Origin of the sequence: Clostridium oryzae (assembly GCF_002029235.1) — a bacterium.
Taxonomy (GTDB): Bacteria; Bacillota; Clostridia; order Clostridiales; family Clostridiaceae; genus Clostridium_AE; species Clostridium_AE oryzae.
Genome location: NZ_MZGV01000021.1, coordinates 1 through 17,254 on the forward strand (window position 1 = coordinate 1; position 17,254 = coordinate 17,254).

Consider the following 17,254-nt stretch of genomic DNA (forward strand, 5'->3'; position numbering starts at 1 on the left):
TGCTTAACAACCCTAACAATTAAGAGCAATTTTCCATTGTTCGTGTTTTTCAATGGTCTTTTTGTGTTGCTTATTTTTATCAATTAATTTTTTTATAAAAACTTATTGACTTTTACTAGCTGGTCTAATATTCTTAGGACAAATATCAAAGTTAATTATAACAAATTCTTTGCATTACTAAATTCCGTTATATCAAAAAAACGGAATTTACAAATTCATTTTACGTACATAATAAAATACATTTAACCTTTAATAATAATTTATTTTATATAATTACTTCTATCTCTTTATTTTACTTTTATAGTAAAATAGTTTATTATTGGTACCTTATATTTATTTTGTACAATTTATACTATTATAAACAATAAAGGATGTGCTATACTATTGAATACTTTAAAAGACTTAAGAAAAAATAGAAATCTCAGTATAGAGCTATTATCAAACATATTAAATATACCTTCTAAGTTTATAGAAGCTATAGAAAGCAACGATTATCCAAAGGCTATATGTTATACAATTAAATTATCCAAGTACTTTGATGTCTCTATAGATTCGCTATTAGAAGCTGAGAACTCTTTCTCAAATTACGAAATAAAAGTGCTAAATCTATTCAGAAAACTTTCTATAAATGATAAACTAAAGATTGAAGGAATGATAGAGTATAAGCTTTCAGAAAATAAAGCTGAAGGTAAGCAGCTAAAAAAAATAACGTTATACCGTTTAGACGTCACTAAATATAAAATACTCATAATAAATCAACTTGACTTTGTATAATCACTGAAAGGAAGTAACTAAATTGCCTATTTACAAAGATGAAAAACGTAACACCTATTATTGTTCTTTCTACTATAAGGATTGGACAGGAGTTAGAAAGAAGAAAAAGAAGGAGGGTTTTAGGAAAGAAAGTGATGCCAAACTATTTGAACGAGAATTCTTAAGCAAGCAACAAAATGATTGCGATATGAGCTTTAAAAATTTGGTTGAATTATATTTAGAAGATGCTGCTGCTAAAGTTAGAGCAACCACCCTAGATAACAAAAAGTATGTAATAAATCTAAAGGTTTTGCCTTATTTTGAAAAACTGAATGTAAATGAAATTACACCTAATCACATCAGACAGTGGCAAAACAAGCTTATAAAAAAGGGGTATTCTCAAACATACCTAAGAACTATTAACAATCAGCTTTCTGCTATATTTAATTTTGCTATAAAATATTACAATCTAGGAAGCAGTCCAGCATTAAAGGCTGGTTCTATGGGAAAAAAGAATGCTGAAGACATGCAGTTCTGGACAGTCGAAGAATTTAAAAAGTTTATCTCCTTCAATGATAAGCCTATCTCCGAACTAGCGTTTAAGGTTTTATTTTGGACTGGAATGAGAAGTGGAGAATTGTTGGCGCTTACTTGGAGAGATGTTAACCTTGATAGTAAAACTATAAATATAAACAAAAGCTATACAAGACTTAATGGTCAGGATATTATCAATAGCCCTAAAACTCCTAAGAGCAAAAGAAAAATTTCTATATCCGATGCTTTATGTGAAGATATAAAAAGTTATAGAGATAAACTCTACGATTACAAACTATCAGATAGGATTTTTGCCTTCACCAAATTTTTTCTAAAGCATGAAATGGTCAGAGTATGCAAAAAAAGTGGCGTAAAGGAAATTCGAATTCATGATCTTAGGCATTCTCATGCATCATTACTTATCGAACTTGGCTTTACCCCACTTTTGATTTCAGAAAGACTAGGTCACGAAAAGGTAGAAACTACATTAAATACCTACTCTCACTTATATCCTAATAAAGGTGATATTGTAGCAAACAAGCTTAATGATCTATATTAGTACGTTTTTAGTACGCTTTTGATTTTCGTAAAACTACAAATCATTTATTTTCAAGGCTTAACAGCAATTTTAGCTGTTATTATTCCCACTCAATTGTAGCAGGTGGCTTACTAGTTACGTCATAAACTACTCTATTAACACCTTTAACTTCATTAACAATTCTTCTTGACACCTTATCAAGTACATCATAAGGTATCTTAGCCCAGTCAGAAGTCATAGCATCTGAAGATGTTACAGCTCTTAAAGCTATTGTGTGACAATAAGTTCTCTCGTCTCCCATTACTCCAACAGATTGAATGTTTGGAAGGCAGGCAAAATACTGCCATATCTTTTCATCAAGACCTGCTGCTGCTATTTCGTCTCTGAAGATTGCATCTGCTTCCCTTGTAATAAACAGTTTATCTTCAGTAACTTCACCAAGAACTCTTATTGCAAGACCTGGTCCTGGGAAAGGCTGTCTCCATACTAATTTATGAGGAATTCCAAGCTCTTCTCCAACTGCTCTTACCTCATCTTTGAAAAGCTCTCTCAATGGCTCTATAAGTTTAAGATCCATATCTTCAGGAAGTCCGCCAACATTGTGATGGCTCTTTATTGTAGCAGAAGTTGAGGTTCCGCTCTCAACAACATCTGGGTATATTGTACCTTGAACAAGGTAATCAACTTCTCCCAATTTTTTAGATTCTTCTTCAAATACTCTGATGAATTCTTCGCCTATGATCTTTCTCTTTCTTTCAGGCTCTGATACGCCCTTAAGTTTTCCAAGAAATCTGTCAGCTGCATTTACTCTTATAAGGTTCATATCAAATTGCTTCTTAAATATCTGCTCAACCTGATCACCTTCATCTTTTCTAAGAAGACCATGGTCAACAAATATACAGGTAAGCTGTTTACCTACTGCCTTATGTACCAAAACAGCAGCAACAGAGGAATCTACTCCACCTGAAAGTGCACAGATAACCTTTTTCTTTCCAACTAACTTTTTTATTTCCTTTATTTTTCCCTCAGCAAAGGAGGACATAGTCCAATCTCCTTTAACTTTACAAACATTGAAAAGGAAGTTTGAAAGCATTTTTTTGCCGAATGGAGTGTGCTCAACCTCTGGGTGGAATTGAACTCCATATATTTTTCTTTCAGTATTCTGCATAGCTGCTACAGGACATGATTTCGTTGTAGCTTTGATTTCAAATCCTGCCGGCGGCTCGGAAACGAATACTGTATGACTCATCCAGCACTGATTGTCTCCGCCTATTCCTGTGAACATATCACATTCTTCTGAAAGTGATACCATTGTCTTTCCATATTCTCTAACATCAGCTCCTTGAACTTTTCCGCCAAGCATATAGGAAATAAGCTGATGACCGTAGCATATTCCAAGGATAGGTACATTAAGTTCAAATATCTTAGGATCTACTTTAGGCGCATTTTCTTCATACACACTGTTAGGTCCACCGGTAAAAATTATTCCCTTAGGATTCTTTTCAATGATCTTATCTATTGAATAATTGAAAGGAACTATTTCGCAATATACTCCACATTCTCTTACTCTTCTTGCGATAAGCTGATTGTATTGTCCGCCAAAGTCGATAACCAATACTAATTCTTTATCCATCTTTTTCCTCCAATTTATTGATTTACACTATAGTTTGGTGCTTCCTTAGTTATTACTATATCATGTGGATGACTTTCTCTCAACCCCGCTGAGGTCTGAACTACAAAATTTGCTGTTTCATAAAGATCTCTTAGAGTTTTAGCTCCTAAATATCCCATACCTGATCTTACTCCGCCTATTAACTGATATATTGTGTCTGAAATGGGTCCTTTAAATGGTATTCTTCCCTCAACGCCTTCAGGTACAAGCTTCTTGTTTTCTTCCTGAAAATACCTATCCTTACTTCCGTTATTCATAGCTCCTATGGAACCCATTCCTCTATATACTTTATAGCTTCTTCCCTGATAAATTTCAGTTTCCCCTGGTGCTTCCTCACATCCTGCAAACATTGATCCCATCATTGTAACTCTTGCACCGGCTGCTAAAGCCTTTACCACGTCTCCTGAATATTTAATACCGCCATCTGCAATTACAGGTATTCCGTACTTTTCTGCAACTTCAACACAGTCCATAACAGCTGTAAGCTGAGGAACTCCTACACCGGCAACTACTCTTGTAGTACAGATTGAGCCAGGTCCTATTCCTACCTTTATGCAATCTGCTCCTGCTTTTATTAAATCTTCAGCTGCTTGAGCTATTGCAACATTTCCTGCAATAACTTGAAGCTTAGGAAAGTGTTCCTTCAAATTTGTAACTGCTTCTAGAACCCCTTTTGAATGACCATGTGCACTATCAACAACTACTACATCCACTCCAACCTTTACTAGAGCTGCGGCTCTTTCAAGTATATCACTAGTAACTCCTAAGGCTGCTCCGCATAGAAGTCTTCCTTGGGCATCTTTAGCTGCATTAGGAAATTTTATAGCTTTTTCAATATCTTTAATAGTAATTAATCCACGAAGATTATTGTCTTTATCAACTAAAGGAAGTTTCTCGATTTTATGAGTCTTTAGAAGTGCTTTTGCTTCCTCCATAGTGGTTCCTTCAGAAGCTGTTATAAGGTTTTCCTTAGTCATTAAGTCTGCGATAGGTCTTTTAAAATCTGTTTCAAATACTATATCTCTATTTGTAATTATACCAACAAGCTTACCTTCTTCAGTTATTGGTACACCTGATATTCTATATTTCTTCATTAAAAATAGGGCTTCTTCAATACTATTTTCTGGTGAAAGATAAAACGGATCGGTTATTACCCCATTCTCTTGTCTTTTAACTCTATCTACCTCAGAAGCTTGTTCTTCAATTGACATATTCTTATGAATAATTCCGATTCCACCCTCTCTTGCAATAGCAATAGCCATCTTAGATTCAGTTACAGTATCCATTCCTGCACTCATAAACGGAATGTTCAATTTTATTGTTTTTGTAAGATTTGTTGCTAGGCTGACCTCTCTTGGCAGCACCTCTGATTTGTTTGGCATAAGTAGTACATCATCAAAAGTATAGGCTTGTTTTAATATTCTTGCCACTCGTCTCATCCTTTCTTTCTAAAAAATTATATAGATAACCCATATATAACAAATTAAAATCCTAACATTATATTTTAAAAATATTATTGTCAAAAATTCTTTTTAACATAGAATATTTCACCTGGAATATGGTAAATGTAATAGAATTTTTCCGTTATATATAACTGCAAATATAACAAAAAACATATCAATTTCCACATACAGCGAGTATAGCGAAAAATTAATATGCTGAAATGCAAATAACTTTCGCTCATAGTCAGAAATTTACGGCTTCCGGTAGAAACTCCCATCCATATTATGGGTATATATGAGCTGTTTTAAAACTTTTCCTTCATTTTTAGAAGTGAATTGAATTGGTTTATTTCATTTTAATTTATACACTGGTCTTTGTCAATTGCAATAAAATCATCTAAACGTTACCAAAACAAATTTTTTTAGAAAGGTTTATTTTTCTAAGTTTTTTGACTATTACCGAGGCAGTCAGCAGCAAAAATCTATACTACAATAATATTCATGTATGCACTTATTATCGAGTCACCGAGCAAGACAGAAATTATTGATGCCAAAGCTATATATGGCCCAAAAGCTATGTAGTCTTCCTTTCGTTTTTTACCTGACAATATAAGAAAACCTCCCGCAGCTCCTCCAATTAAAAATGAAAAAAATAACATCACAACACTTTTACTAAAGCCTAAATACAAACCAGATAAAGCACATATCGCTATATCTCCTGTTCCCATAGCTTTAGTCACAAATACTATACCAGCAATGACACCACCTGAAAGCAGCAATCCATATATATAGCTTCTTATATCATTTCCCAGGAAAAATGCTACGACTGTAAATACTATTCCAACAGCTATTCCAGTGTAGGTTATAATGCTATAGACATCTGTAGTATCAAAGTCTATAAATCCTATGACGATTAAAAAACTGCAAAGCGCTTCATATTTTATCATTTCCGTACCTATTCCATATCTAATGTACACACAGGCAAATATTATCCCCGTAAATAATTCTATCAATGCATATCTAGGTGATATTTTACTCTGACAATACCTGCATTTACCTTTTAAAAATATATAACTGAAAATAGGTACTAAATCTATAGCCTTTAGTTTGCTCCCACAGCTTGTACAGCGAGATGGCGGATTAATAATAGATTGCCCTGATGGTATTCTATAAATACATACATTATAAAAGCTTCCCATTATTGTTCCAAGTATAAAAATATATATCAAAATAAAGAAATTCACTATTTACTCCTTCTTTCAAGTTATTCGACAAAAGGCATCCTATGCTGCCTCATAAATTAATCTACTAAAAAAGATCAGGTATTTCCTTAACTTCTCTAAGTATTAAATCCTGTCTGCTGCTTCCTATTGAAGCGGTGTTTGTTAATGTTTTTTCTTCATCTACATCCATTTTAAACGTGTAAATTGCAATATAAGTGCCTTTATCATGAAATTTCACATTTATATCTGTGCTATTATCAGAATTGAATTTTATTACTGCAGCGTTGTTATAGTTAACTTTATCATTAAAGCTTGATCCATCATCTTTTATTTTAAACACATTAACCTTGATATCGCTGCTATTGTAGCGCTGTGTTCCTGCTCCTATGTTTATATTTAGCAGCGAATCTGCTCCAGTTATGTCTGCTACTACTGCTGCAGTATAGCTATTTTCCTTAGAAGTATCTATCGGCTGTCCTCCAATACTAAAAACAAAATTACTGTCCCCTATAGTATTATCATTATTTGTATATAATCCATGCTGTCTTACTCTTGATTGGTATACTACAATTTTCAAAGCTTTATCAGTATAAAGCTTTGTAGTTTGATATTTTATATCTTTATACGTTAAATAAGTATTCTCCTTATGTAATATGTAAGTTCCTGTTTCTGTGCCTTTGAGGACAATATCAAAATTAATTGGATCAGCTTTAAAGAATTCCTTACTATCATCCAGCTTATAATTTATGCCTCCCATATCGTCTAAATCAAAGGTTATCACAGAATTTCCAGCACTATCTGACATAACTTTATATTTGTTTTTTGAAAACTCCATACCATTATATTGGATACTTTTAATCCGAAGTCCTGCAGGTATCGTTGCTGTATATATTCCATCTGATACAGGCAATTCTTTGACGACATTAGATGTTGTATTTTTCATATTATTAAAATAAAAATCTGTGTCTACAGAATAAAAGTCTATCTTCTTAGGAATTATAGAATATTCTATCTTTATGTCCTCTGTGCTTCCATCTTGAAGAGCAAATTCATCCTTATCTATAATCCTCAAGAATTCTATAGGTGCATTTGATATCTTTTCTTTAGCTGAGGATACTTTTATGTTTACAGTATTAAAATCTGCTTTATTAGAATGTTTATTATAATCGGTATAAAACAACTCGGATACGGGACTAAGAGAATATTTTCCGGATATCTTATCGTCAAATTTTATATCTATTGTAAAATCAAGCTGATTAGAAAGTTTATATACATCACCATCCAACGTATAGGATAAATTAGTCAGCTCACCAGTGACAATATGTTTATCATTATCCACAATAAAGCCTGGAGGTACATCTAATATGGTAACGTTGGCTGGAAATTCTTCTCTGAAATTCACACTGGTAACAGTAAAAGAGTTCAATATCTGATTCGATATTTCATCATAGACATCATTTAACCCATCTTCATCTCTTGCAGACGATAGCTGAGCTTTTGCATGTCCAGCCATATCTTTCATTTTACTGATATCTGTATCTCGAGTAAAAGCTATCATATAGGTATTTATATCTGTACCAGCTATTATGTCACCAATTTTATCTGCGTATTTTAATCCATCTCCTGTGGAATCATAATTATCTTCTCCAAGGACGTATGGTGCATCATAGCCGCCTGTATAATAGCTCTTATCATTATTAACACTCCATTCATTGGGTTGTCCATCAGTAAGCAGTACAATATATTTATCATATGCACTGCTGTCTATGTCCTTCAGCATGTAATATGCTTTTCTCATTCCATCTCCTATATTTGTTCCTCCATATATTGTCATGCCATCAATATAACTATCGAGCTGAGAAATGCTGTTCGTAAAATCTTGTATTTCATTTGAGTACGCTTCAGCACTTGCGGAATATGGTACTACTGCTATATCAGCATCTTTTCCTGCAGTTTTTGCTATAAACTTCTTAGCTGCATTTTTTACTGTTTCTGCCCTGGAGTGATTATGAGCCATGTCTTTGATTCTCATACTTCCTGATGTATCCACAACCAATATAACCTTTTTCTTTTTAGCAGTAACATTTATATTATCCTTAGGTATATTCTTTGAAGTGACAGCGTAACTAATTGCAAGCCTTTCACCTCCAGCTGCAGTTATATCAGTACCCGTCTCACCTTTCGTATTAGTAACAGTTTTGCTTAATGATATATAGTTATCTACAACGGTAGTATCGGCTTTAGCAGTTACACTTCCATAGAATAACTGCGTAAACAAAAACACTATCGCAATAAATAGCCCTATTTTGATTATTCTCTTTTTCATATTCCAACCTCATTTCACACTTACTGCACAAACTCTAATTCTTGCGTTATGTTTCATTTCTAAAATACAAATTATCCATGACCTTGTAGGTTATCCTGTTGTCATCACTTATAAGCTCTACGATTATAGATATACCAGAACATTTACCTACGGTTTGTCCATTTAAAGGTTTAATATCTATGCTATTAATATCATTTGCTATTACTTTATCTGTAACCTTTGAATCAGTGTATTTTAAACTTCTCCCGTCTAAGACATATTTGTAGGTATATTGACTTGTACCATTTATATCATTCACTGAGAAAATTATATTGGATACTGTATGATTACCTGTATATGAATTCAATTCTGCTTCGCCGCTTATTCCATTTAAGGTTGTTATTTTAGATGCTTCCAGCGCACTCTTTGAAAAATACTGCATCAAGTTCTGTGCATCCATTTGAAGCTGTGACCTTTTTTCTGTTTCAGCTAGTGCTTTTTGATGAGGCATGTAAAATGAGAACATTATTGCCGATATAATTGCAGATAATGCAAGAGCTATCACCAATTCTATTAAAGTGATGCCTTTTAAAGTTTTATTATATTTCATATCTGCACCTCTAACGTTCCATTCTCCATTGACTCAATTTTACAACATCATCATCTATTTGATATCCCACTGTATCATCTCCCGCATCTACACTGAAAGTACTTCCCTCCGAACTGCTTCCAGTACTATTAATAAAGATATTTTTAAAAAGCCCGTTATAATTTGAAGCTATAAATTGTTTAACTTTACTGTTGTCCCACCTAATTTTCTTGACACCTATATTATCTTTTGTAGTAAAATCGCCGCCTGCTATTATGCTGCCAGTAAAATCTATGTCACCATATAGTTCAACATCTCCTTTTACTACTATTACCCCTGAAGATGCTGACGAATTCATATTTTTAAGATCTATTACGTTATCAGCCTTTTCATCACCGTCATATTGAGCACCTCTGCCTAATAAAACTACTTTTTTAGCTTCACTATTCACATACACTACACTGCTGCTAGCATAATCTATTTTCTTAACATCGTATGTTTTATAATTGCCTGCTTCATCTACAAAAGCAACCTGCGCTACTGTATTAGTCTGATAGCCTGTACTAGGATCTGTTACTCTATTTTTATCTCCGTCCATAACCGTTCTGTTCTGATTACCTTGAGCGTAAAGCTTATCTGCCGGTGTAACATAACTTTCCTCAGGTGCACTCATTTCATACACTTTCTCCGCTAACTGCTTCTGTTTTTCACTAACTATTTTCTGATCCTCTGCCTTATAGTTCGTATCAAAATTATTGTTTCCACTTTGAGGCGAAAGTCCAAAACTAATTACACTATCACTACCGCCCGGTAAGGTTATACCACTGCTTTTAATAGAAGTCCCATTTGCAGTTAGCCCTAGCTTCTGACAAAGCTTAAAGTATTCTATCTTCTGCTGTACCGTAAGTTCACTGTCGGAACCTGATTTCAGACTTTTAATAAGCATAAGCGGGTTTATATATGCAAAATTAACATTACCTTGTTTATATTTATCAATAGCAGCTTGATCGCCACTATTTGCAGCATCATCAGGTATATGAATTCCATAGGTTTTATAGTTTCCCTTTATCGCAACTGCCTCTCCTGTCTGGTACGCTTCAGGTTTTGTATCAATATAGGCTGTACCCATAATAATAGCCTTATTTTCAATATTAATAGCAGAACCTTTTCCGATGTCGTCACTATTGACTATTATGCTGCTGGAGGATTTATAGTTTTCGTTATCCACACCTGTTGTTCTTGGTGAACTTACATCATTTATGCCATAGAATTGCGCTATGCCTATGCTCGTCTTTTCTGAATTTAAGCATAAATCATTACTAAGATACACATTATGGCAATGTATATTGTTTGATTCTGAAACCTCTCCCGCTTCTTTACTGGCACTGCCGACATAAAGGTTTCCCGCATAAATATCTCCTGAATTCACATGGTTATTAGATCCATTAATGCAAAAACTATTAGCTGTAACTATTTTGCAGTTATTAAAGTTTATATCAGCATAATTGCTGCTTTTATCATTTCCGATGGATATCCCGCCATAATACTTATTATATGAAATATTTTTCAGCAAATCCTCCCGGGGCATGTTATTAATACCTCTGACAAATATGTCTCCGTCAAATTCCATTTGTCCATTTAGATTCATATTGCCGTCGATAGACACTGCATTTTGCCAAACAGGATTTAAAGCCACTTCTCCTTCTTTAGTAGTTATTGAATATGTATCTCCATAGTTTGGGACAGTTATTATAATATGCGCACTTACAGTTTTTTTATTTGAGGTTTGACCTCTTTTAACTGCCGTTTCAAAAGTTGAAATTACTTTTAAATCCATTCTATTTTCTTCATTAAATTTCGCATTGGAAGGTATATCTATATTAGGCTTACTTGTAATATTTCTGAACAAATCTTTCTTACCATCAGAACCGGTATATATTCCTTGAGTTATATTATTATCCTCATCTCGTTTATTGAGAAAATCTACAATATAGCTTTTATATGCATTCTTAAACTTTGCATTTGCTGCAGCGTACAACTTATCTTCATCAACAGTACTGCCATCCTTCTTCAAAATACTTTTATCTGTATCTGCATCATTTTTCAGATAGTCTGCAGCCTTCTCATTTCCGCTAACTACGGCACATTCTACCTCTTTTTTCACTATACCCTGTATAATACAGATGCCAGAATCCGCAGCATAAAAATTTTCAATCTTCTCACTTGCTACAACCCTCATAGAATAATCTGCGGCAGTAAGTGCAAGTATTGCTGTTCCAAATATAACTATTAGTGCAAAAATAATGAGCAACATTATCATTGAAGAACCTTTCTTCTTTTTTAAAGCCATATTTTCACCTCTAATTTTCAATATCTATAGAAGAAGTAATTTCATAAATTTTCTTTTTGCCTCCATCATTTTTGTATATCTTAACATTCACATCATATACTCCATTTTTGTTGTCCTTTAAGTTACCGCTGGGCACGTTCAAATACTTTCTTACAGCGCCTCCTTCTGAACATATCTTAATGTCTCCATAACTAGAATTCTTACAGCAAAGGATGTTAAATATTTTATCAGCTGACTCAGAATCATTTCTCACATAAACGTGTATTTCCTCTGTCTTCATATTAATTATTTTTATGCTTCCAGAAGAACCAGCTTTTTTATTGATAATTGCAATATCTTCACCAGACTTATTTTTTAAAATTACTGTATCATCTTTCCCAATTATCTCTAAATCACCAGTCATTGGATATACATTATCTGAACTTCCAGCTTCATCTAACCGAAGAGTGTTATTCTCTTTTACAGTTACAGTACCATCACTGCTCACAGCAGAAGCTTGTCCTAAATCATAGATTATATCTCTTTTCCTTTGAAAAGTTATATCTGAAGTTATATAATTTCCTACATCAATATCTGCATCATATATCGAATATCCTATATCATATTTTGAAGCATCTGTGGTACTTTCCATTTTATTCAGGTATTGTGTCGAATTTGTTAGTCTTAATGCTATAGAATTATGTTCAATTTTATGGTCTGCTTTTATACTTTCAATGATTTTCTGTGCAGTAAGTGACACCTGCTGCGTGTTTTCAGCCTGTTTATTGTATTTCACTGCTGTAGTTACCAATACACTTAACGGAATGATGATTATACTAAAAATAGCTATGGTCACAATTACTTCTATTAACGTCATGCCCTTCTTCTTGTTTCCCAGCAGTTCTTTCATCTACACATCACCTACTTATTTATTGTTTCAACATTGCCTTCTTTGCTCTTAACCGTCACCCTAGGTCTAGATGTATCATCGTTAGTAACAATAACATTAATATTCTTTGATGTCTTATTATCAACTGTTAAGTTAACTGAACATTCATCTGAATCTGATGTTCTCTTACTGGAATATATCATTATTGAAATATCCTCACCTTCAGGTGTGAATTCAAATCCCGTGCTACTGTATTGCATAGGATATGAACCATTTTTAGATTTATATTTGTAATAAAACTTATTATTTTTTTCAGTAATCACTATTTCTATATTTTCTGTCTTATTTTCATCTTCATATATATAACTTTTACGCTCAGAATCGTCAGACTTCCCAAGCATTATCGCTGGTAAATCTGAATTTACAGATTTTATAGACATGGCAAAGTCTGGACTATCATTTGCATTTGACATATAATAAGTGCCCTGTGCCTTTGATGAAAACGGATTATTCTTTCCATATTTATTACTATATTTCCATTCGTCGTAATTCATATTTGTATCTGCAAATTGAGGTATTGAATAAAACTCCAGTGTTGCTGTCCCACTTAGGTTGGAAGAATCTCCTCCGCCCAGTGTAAAACCTGAAACAACAATTTTGCTTTCATTTTTTTCTATGGTAGAAATAAACTTAATTATATTACTATAAGATCCCTTAAAGGTTATATTAGCTTTTAATGAGTTTGATAAATCGGAAGTTTCTGTTTCATCACTATTTTTTCGTAAAACATCAGTATTGTACATTGCTACCAGCTTATTTAATTTAAGTATTTCAGCATTTTTTTCATTCTGTTCCTTTTCCTTATTATCACCACTGCTGTCAGCACTGTTTTCATTAGCATTCTCTGATATAAAACTAACATTTCCTTTTATATTTGCCTTTGCGTATATTGAGTTTAATTGAAGCAGCAATCTATCCTGTTCCAGCTTTGGATATAGCTTTCCAGCTCCTCCTTCTATTTTACAATTCAATACCTTTATATTCTTTTTGATATTCGAACCGGAAGCAATCTGTAATTTCATATCTTCCAGCTTTGCAGCTCCCTTTTCTTTCTGCTGTCTCAGCGATAGAATACTATTTCTTTGATTTATATATATAACGTTATAATAACCTATAGCTATAAGCAAACTTAACAGTACCGCGAGAATGAGCTTTTCAGTTTTACTTATCTTCATCTTGCACCACATCCTTAAATGAACATTTTAAAGAAAAATTGTACCGTTTTTTAGACGTGTCATAATTTATATCAGCAAAATTAGCACTTTCCATATTCGCTAATTCCGTAATATTGTGGCCAAATTGCGCCGCTGTAATCATACTTTTAGCAGAACAGTTCAATTGAATTATATCTTCATTTATAGATATATTGCTCATATATACATCTAACGGCATACAACTATTAATTTCATTTATCAATTTTGTCGTAACTTTATTCTTATTGTCCACTGCATTTACAATACTTGATGACGTCTGAAAGTACTTTTTCAATATATCCTGCTTTTTTTTAAGTTCTTGAACCTGTGAATATTCCTTCTGAATATCAGAAGCGTTTATCTGCGTATTTATCTTACTTATATTGATGTTAAGCATAACGCTGTTAATGATATACCATATATTAGACAATAAAATCAAAGTTCCAATAATACCTGCTGCAGTAATGATGATATACCTAGTATTCTTAGATTCTTTCGCTGCTTCGTTATAGCTGGTAAAAAAATTCAAATCATTCATAATCTCACCTGCCTAATATCGTATAATGGCGCCAATGGCGTTTATATATATATCTTCAACTTCATTTTCAGTTTTAAATTCAACATTATTAAGAGCTGTTAACCTGTTTACTGGAATATTGAAATAATTAGACATGTATTGCTCTAGGCCTTTTAATCTAGAGCTCCCGCCATATATAAATATAGTATCTACGTTGTTACCAAATTTCTTATTTCTAAAAAATTGAAATATCTTACCTATTTCTTCTATCCAATTATTTACTTCATCTCGTAGCACAATATTCAATTCACTATTATCCATTCCAAGCAGATTACCTTCATTTATCTTTCTTCCTTCTGCTTCCACAGGAGATATATTTAAAGATTTTGATATAGAAATATCAAGCTGCTCTCCACCGCTTTTTATTATTCTAGCAAATTCGAGATTGACTCCTTCATATATGTTAACCTCAATACTTTTAGCTCCCATATCTATAATGGCACAGGTATGCTGAGGCGTATTTTCATTTTCTATATGATGCTGCATTATAAGCTTTCTTAATACGTTATAATTTATATCCAGCGCATTAGGCTTTAACTTTGCATTTTTAATTAGTTCCATATACTGTCTCGATAATTTTACTGGATAAATTATCGTCAGTACTCTAAGCTTGTCCACTTCATCTACTTGTAATTTTTCAAGTATATTATATTGTACGATGTAATTATCCATATTTAGCGGAAGATATCTTTGAAGCTCAAATTTAATTAACGTATCTAATTCATCTCCACTGGCTTCGGGAATTATTAATTCTCTATTAATGATACTAGTGCTATTGCCAGTACAATTAGCATCTTTTATTTTTACACCGTTTTTCTTCATATACTTGTCAATTTCCACAGCAAAAAACGTGGAGGTTTGTATCACAGTATCATAAATAGAACTCATAACGGTTTTAAACATGAACGCCTTATCTATCACGATACCGCTGTTAGTGTACCTGCCCACTACTACTTTTGTATTTTGTGATCCTATGTCTAGAGAAACCACTTTTTTATTTATAAGAGGTCTAAGCTTTTTTATTTTTTCTGGTGATTTCTTCTCTTTTTTTAAATCCGTTATATCCTTACTAAGTATCTCTTTAATATTGATATCTCTTAATTTTTCCAATATGTTCACCTCTTAGTTATATCTTTTATTTACTGTTTCTTATAAACTGTTTAATTTGCTTTCTCTTGGATACCTTGTTAAGCGTGACATGGCTCTGCGAAGAAGTCTGGCTTCGAGGGCTGAGACATGTCACGGTGTGTGCTAATCTCAAGTTGCTGTTTAATTTGCTGTCTCTTTGGCACCTTGTTAAGCGTGACACGGCTCTACAAAGTAGTCGGGTTTCGAGGGCTGAAACATGTCACGGTGTGTGCTGATACTTATTTTCATTTTAATGTGCGGCTGCCACAACCGTTGTTACTGAAACGTCACCTTTAGATATCACCACATGATACATTGCTGGAGTTCCATCTGAGTATTGAGGTTGCCCTTTGGCGTCAAATCCTGACACAAGTTTTGTTCCTTGAACATTGTTTACATCCTTCATCGCTTCATTTACATCATCTTTATATTTTTCAGTATTTAAGCTTGTAGTACTCGGACCTGTGACATAAAAATCAGCGGTCTCAGGTACCGTCCCGTCTGACACTAGCATCAATACCGTTCGCTTAATTGTAAGACAGCTTTGGGCGTCTGCCTTATTTCGTGAATTGTTTCTTACTGCGATAAAATTTGGTATAGCGATGGCTGCAATTATTGCTAGAACTGCTAGAACTATAATAAGTTCAATTAACGTGAATCCTTTCTTTTTCTTCTTTTTTAAATTGTTACTCATAGTTATTCCTCCTGTTTTTTATATTTTTAACTGGTTTTACCAGCTACGGGCGTAATTAATCGAGAAATCAGTTTAAAATCAAGCAGCAATTTCAACCTTATTTAAGTACTATCCATTATTTTATATCCTTATACATTCCAAACATCGGTTGAACTATTGCTACGACCATAAGTCCTATTACAACCCCCTTGACCACTATCATTAATGGTTCTAGTAAACTCGTAAACATTTGTATCTGTGTTTCCAGTTCCTCATCATAAAAATCTGCCGTTTTATTTAAAATAGCATCCATAGAACCAGATTCCTCACCTGTATTTATCATTGATATTAACATTGGTGGAAAAATATCAGTTTCACCCATAGATTTTGCAAGTCCTTCTCCTTTAACTACCATATCTCTCACTTTGTCTATTTTATGCTGAACTATAGTATTTCCTATTACTTCAGATACTGAATTTAAACCATCCACAAGTGTGATACCGCTGGCTATAACTGTAGATAAAGTTCTTGTGAATCTTGACACTATTATCATCTCGTTTAAGTTCCTAATAATAGGTATTTTAAGTTTCACCTTATCCTTAAGAAATATTCCGCTAGGGGTCTTAAAATAGTATCTAATTGCCCATATAACTGCAATCAATATAAGTAGCACAATAATGCCATCATTAATAATTGCTGAACTCACAGCCAAAAGCGCCTTTGTAGAAGCCGGAAGTTCTACCCCATTGCTTTTAAACATCTGCACAAAGGTCGGCATTACAAATACAAGCAACATTCCTACAACGGCTATCGCTACTACGCCCAGTACAATTGGATAGATCATAGCCGATTTTATCTTGTTATTCATCCTATTCTCTTTTTCATAATGACTAGCCATTCTCAGCATAATTATATCCATGTTACCAGTAACTTCTCCAGCTTGAACCATACTTATAAACAGATTTGGAAATACATCCTTGTGCTGAGCCATGGCTTCGGATAATGTCACACCTTTTTTCACTTCTTCATTAAGCTTAGCCACTACATCTCTGAATCTTCTGTTGGCAAGCTGCTCTGAAAGTACTTGCAGGCACATATTAATTGAAGAACCTGCGTCCAGCATCGTATAAAATTGTCTTGCGAATATAGCCATATCTTTTGTCTTAATTTTCTGAAAATCACTGAGATTAATTTCTGCACCTTTTTGAATCTTCTCTACCTTTAAAGGATAACAATTGTTTATACCTATCATTTCGATGACTGCTTCTCTGCTAGAAGCCTCATATACTCCCTCTATCTTTTCACCCTTATCATTCGTAGCCTTATACCTGTAATTAGCCATTTATGAT

Annotated in this window: 14 protein-coding genes and 1 riboswitch; of the genes, 2 read left to right on the plus strand and 12 right to left on the minus strand. The window is 33.4% G+C overall.

Annotated features, from left to right (window positions below; translation table 11 throughout):
- Positions 1 to 384: 384 nt before the first annotated feature.
- Complete coding sequence (locus CLORY_RS10955) at positions 385 to 774, plus strand: helix-turn-helix domain-containing protein (protein ID WP_079424244.1); 390 nt, start codon at positions 385 to 387, stop codon at positions 772 to 774.
- Positions 775 to 796: 22 nt separating this feature from the next.
- Complete coding sequence (locus CLORY_RS10960; RefSeq protein ID WP_079424246.1) at positions 797 to 1,846, plus strand: site-specific integrase; 1,050 nt, start codon at positions 797 to 799, stop codon at positions 1,844 to 1,846.
- 79 nt (positions 1,847 to 1,925) lie between these two features.
- Here the strand turns inward: CLORY_RS10960 and guaA are convergent, their stop codons facing one another.
- The 12 genes from guaA to CLORY_RS11020 form a co-directional block, all read right to left on the minus strand.
- A complete protein-coding gene (gene guaA, locus CLORY_RS10965; RefSeq protein WP_079424248.1) occupies positions 1,926 to 3,458 on the minus strand; it encodes a glutamine-hydrolyzing GMP synthase in 1,533 nt (510 codons plus the stop codon).
- Between the two features lie 14 nt (positions 3,459 to 3,472).
- Entirely contained in the window at positions 3,473 to 4,927 is a 1,455-nt protein-coding gene (guaB, locus tag CLORY_RS10970; protein ID WP_079424251.1) for an IMP dehydrogenase, read from the minus strand.
- A gap of 233 nt (positions 4,928 to 5,160) precedes the next feature.
- A riboswitch (purine riboswitch) is annotated at positions 5,161 to 5,258 on the minus strand.
- A 163-nt stretch (positions 5,259 to 5,421) separates the two neighbouring features.
- Positions 5,422 to 6,183, minus strand: coding sequence for a prepilin peptidase (locus tag CLORY_RS10975; RefSeq protein WP_079424254.1), 762 nt, complete (start codon positions 6,181 to 6,183; stop codon positions 5,422 to 5,424).
- 64 nt (positions 6,184 to 6,247) lie between these two features.
- Positions 6,248 to 8,488 (minus strand): vWA domain-containing protein, encoded by a 2,241-nt coding sequence (locus tag CLORY_RS10980; protein ID WP_079424256.1) that lies wholly within the window; start codon positions 8,486 to 8,488, stop codon positions 6,248 to 6,250.
- Between the two features lie 46 nt (positions 8,489 to 8,534).
- Positions 8,535 to 9,077 (minus strand): PilW family protein, encoded by a 543-nt coding sequence (locus CLORY_RS10985; RefSeq protein WP_079424259.1) that lies wholly within the window; start codon positions 9,075 to 9,077, stop codon positions 8,535 to 8,537.
- A 10-nt stretch (positions 9,078 to 9,087) separates the two neighbouring features.
- Entirely contained in the window at positions 9,088 to 11,406 is a 2,319-nt protein-coding gene (locus CLORY_RS10990; protein ID WP_079424261.1) for a hypothetical protein, read from the minus strand.
- 10 nt (positions 11,407 to 11,416) lie between these two features.
- Positions 11,417 to 12,295, minus strand: coding sequence for a prepilin-type N-terminal cleavage/methylation domain-containing protein (locus tag CLORY_RS10995; protein ID WP_079424263.1), 879 nt, complete (start codon positions 12,293 to 12,295; stop codon positions 11,417 to 11,419).
- Between the two features lie 11 nt (positions 12,296 to 12,306).
- Positions 12,307 to 13,509: a hypothetical protein gene (locus CLORY_RS11000; protein WP_079424265.1), complete on the minus strand. Its 1,203-nt coding sequence runs from the start codon at positions 13,507 to 13,509 to the stop codon at positions 12,307 to 12,309.
- A complete protein-coding gene (locus tag CLORY_RS11005) occupies positions 13,496 to 14,065 on the minus strand; it encodes a PilN domain-containing protein (RefSeq protein ID WP_079424268.1) in 570 nt (189 codons plus the stop codon). Before CLORY_RS11005 ends, CLORY_RS11000 begins: the two co-directional genes overlap by 14 nt.
- A gap of 12 nt (positions 14,066 to 14,077) precedes the next feature.
- Positions 14,078 to 15,214, minus strand: coding sequence for a pilus assembly protein PilM (pilM, locus tag CLORY_RS11010; protein WP_169911596.1), 1,137 nt, complete (start codon positions 15,212 to 15,214; stop codon positions 14,078 to 14,080).
- Positions 15,215 to 15,482: 268 nt separating this feature from the next.
- Complete coding sequence (locus CLORY_RS11015; protein WP_079424273.1) at positions 15,483 to 15,926, minus strand: prepilin-type N-terminal cleavage/methylation domain-containing protein; 444 nt, start codon at positions 15,924 to 15,926, stop codon at positions 15,483 to 15,485.
- Between the two features lie 115 nt (positions 15,927 to 16,041).
- Positions 16,042 to 17,247 carry a type II secretion system F family protein gene (locus CLORY_RS11020; protein WP_079424275.1) on the minus strand — a complete coding sequence of 402 codons (1,206 nt, stop codon included), beginning with the start codon at positions 17,245 to 17,247 and terminating at the stop codon, positions 16,042 to 16,044.
- Between the last annotated feature and the right edge of the window lie 7 nt (positions 17,248 to 17,254).

Bases quoted from the DNA above. Each gene is read 5' to 3' on its own strand.
- CLORY_RS11015 (WP_079424273.1), bottom strand. From the start codon at position 15,926: ATGAGTAACAATTTAAAAAAGAAGAAAAAGAAAGGATTCACGTTAATT.
- CLORY_RS10990 (WP_079424261.1), bottom strand. From the start codon at position 11,406: ATGGCTTTAAAAAAGAAGAAAGGTTCTTCAATGATAATGTTGCTCATT.
- CLORY_RS10980 (WP_079424256.1), bottom strand. From the start codon at position 8,488: ATGAAAAAGAGAATAATCAAAATAGGGCTATTTATTGCGATAGTGTTT.
- guaA (WP_079424248.1), bottom strand. From the start codon at position 3,458: ATGGATAAAGAATTAGTATTGGTTATCGACTTTGGCGGACAATACAAT.
- CLORY_RS11000 (WP_079424265.1), bottom strand. From the start codon at position 13,509: ATGAAGATAAGTAAAACTGAAAAGCTCATTCTCGCGGTACTGTTAAGT.
- CLORY_RS10985 (WP_079424259.1), bottom strand. From the start codon at position 9,077: ATGAAATATAATAAAACTTTAAAAGGCATCACTTTAATAGAATTGGTG.
- CLORY_RS11020 (WP_079424275.1), bottom strand. From the start codon at position 17,247: ATGGCTAATTACAGGTATAAGGCTACGAATGATAAGGGTGAAAAGATA.
- CLORY_RS11005 (WP_079424268.1), bottom strand. From the start codon at position 14,065: ATGAATGATTTGAATTTTTTTACCAGCTATAACGAAGCAGCGAAAGAA.
- CLORY_RS10995 (WP_079424263.1), bottom strand. From the start codon at position 12,295: ATGAAAGAACTGCTGGGAAACAAGAAGAAGGGCATGACGTTAATAGAA.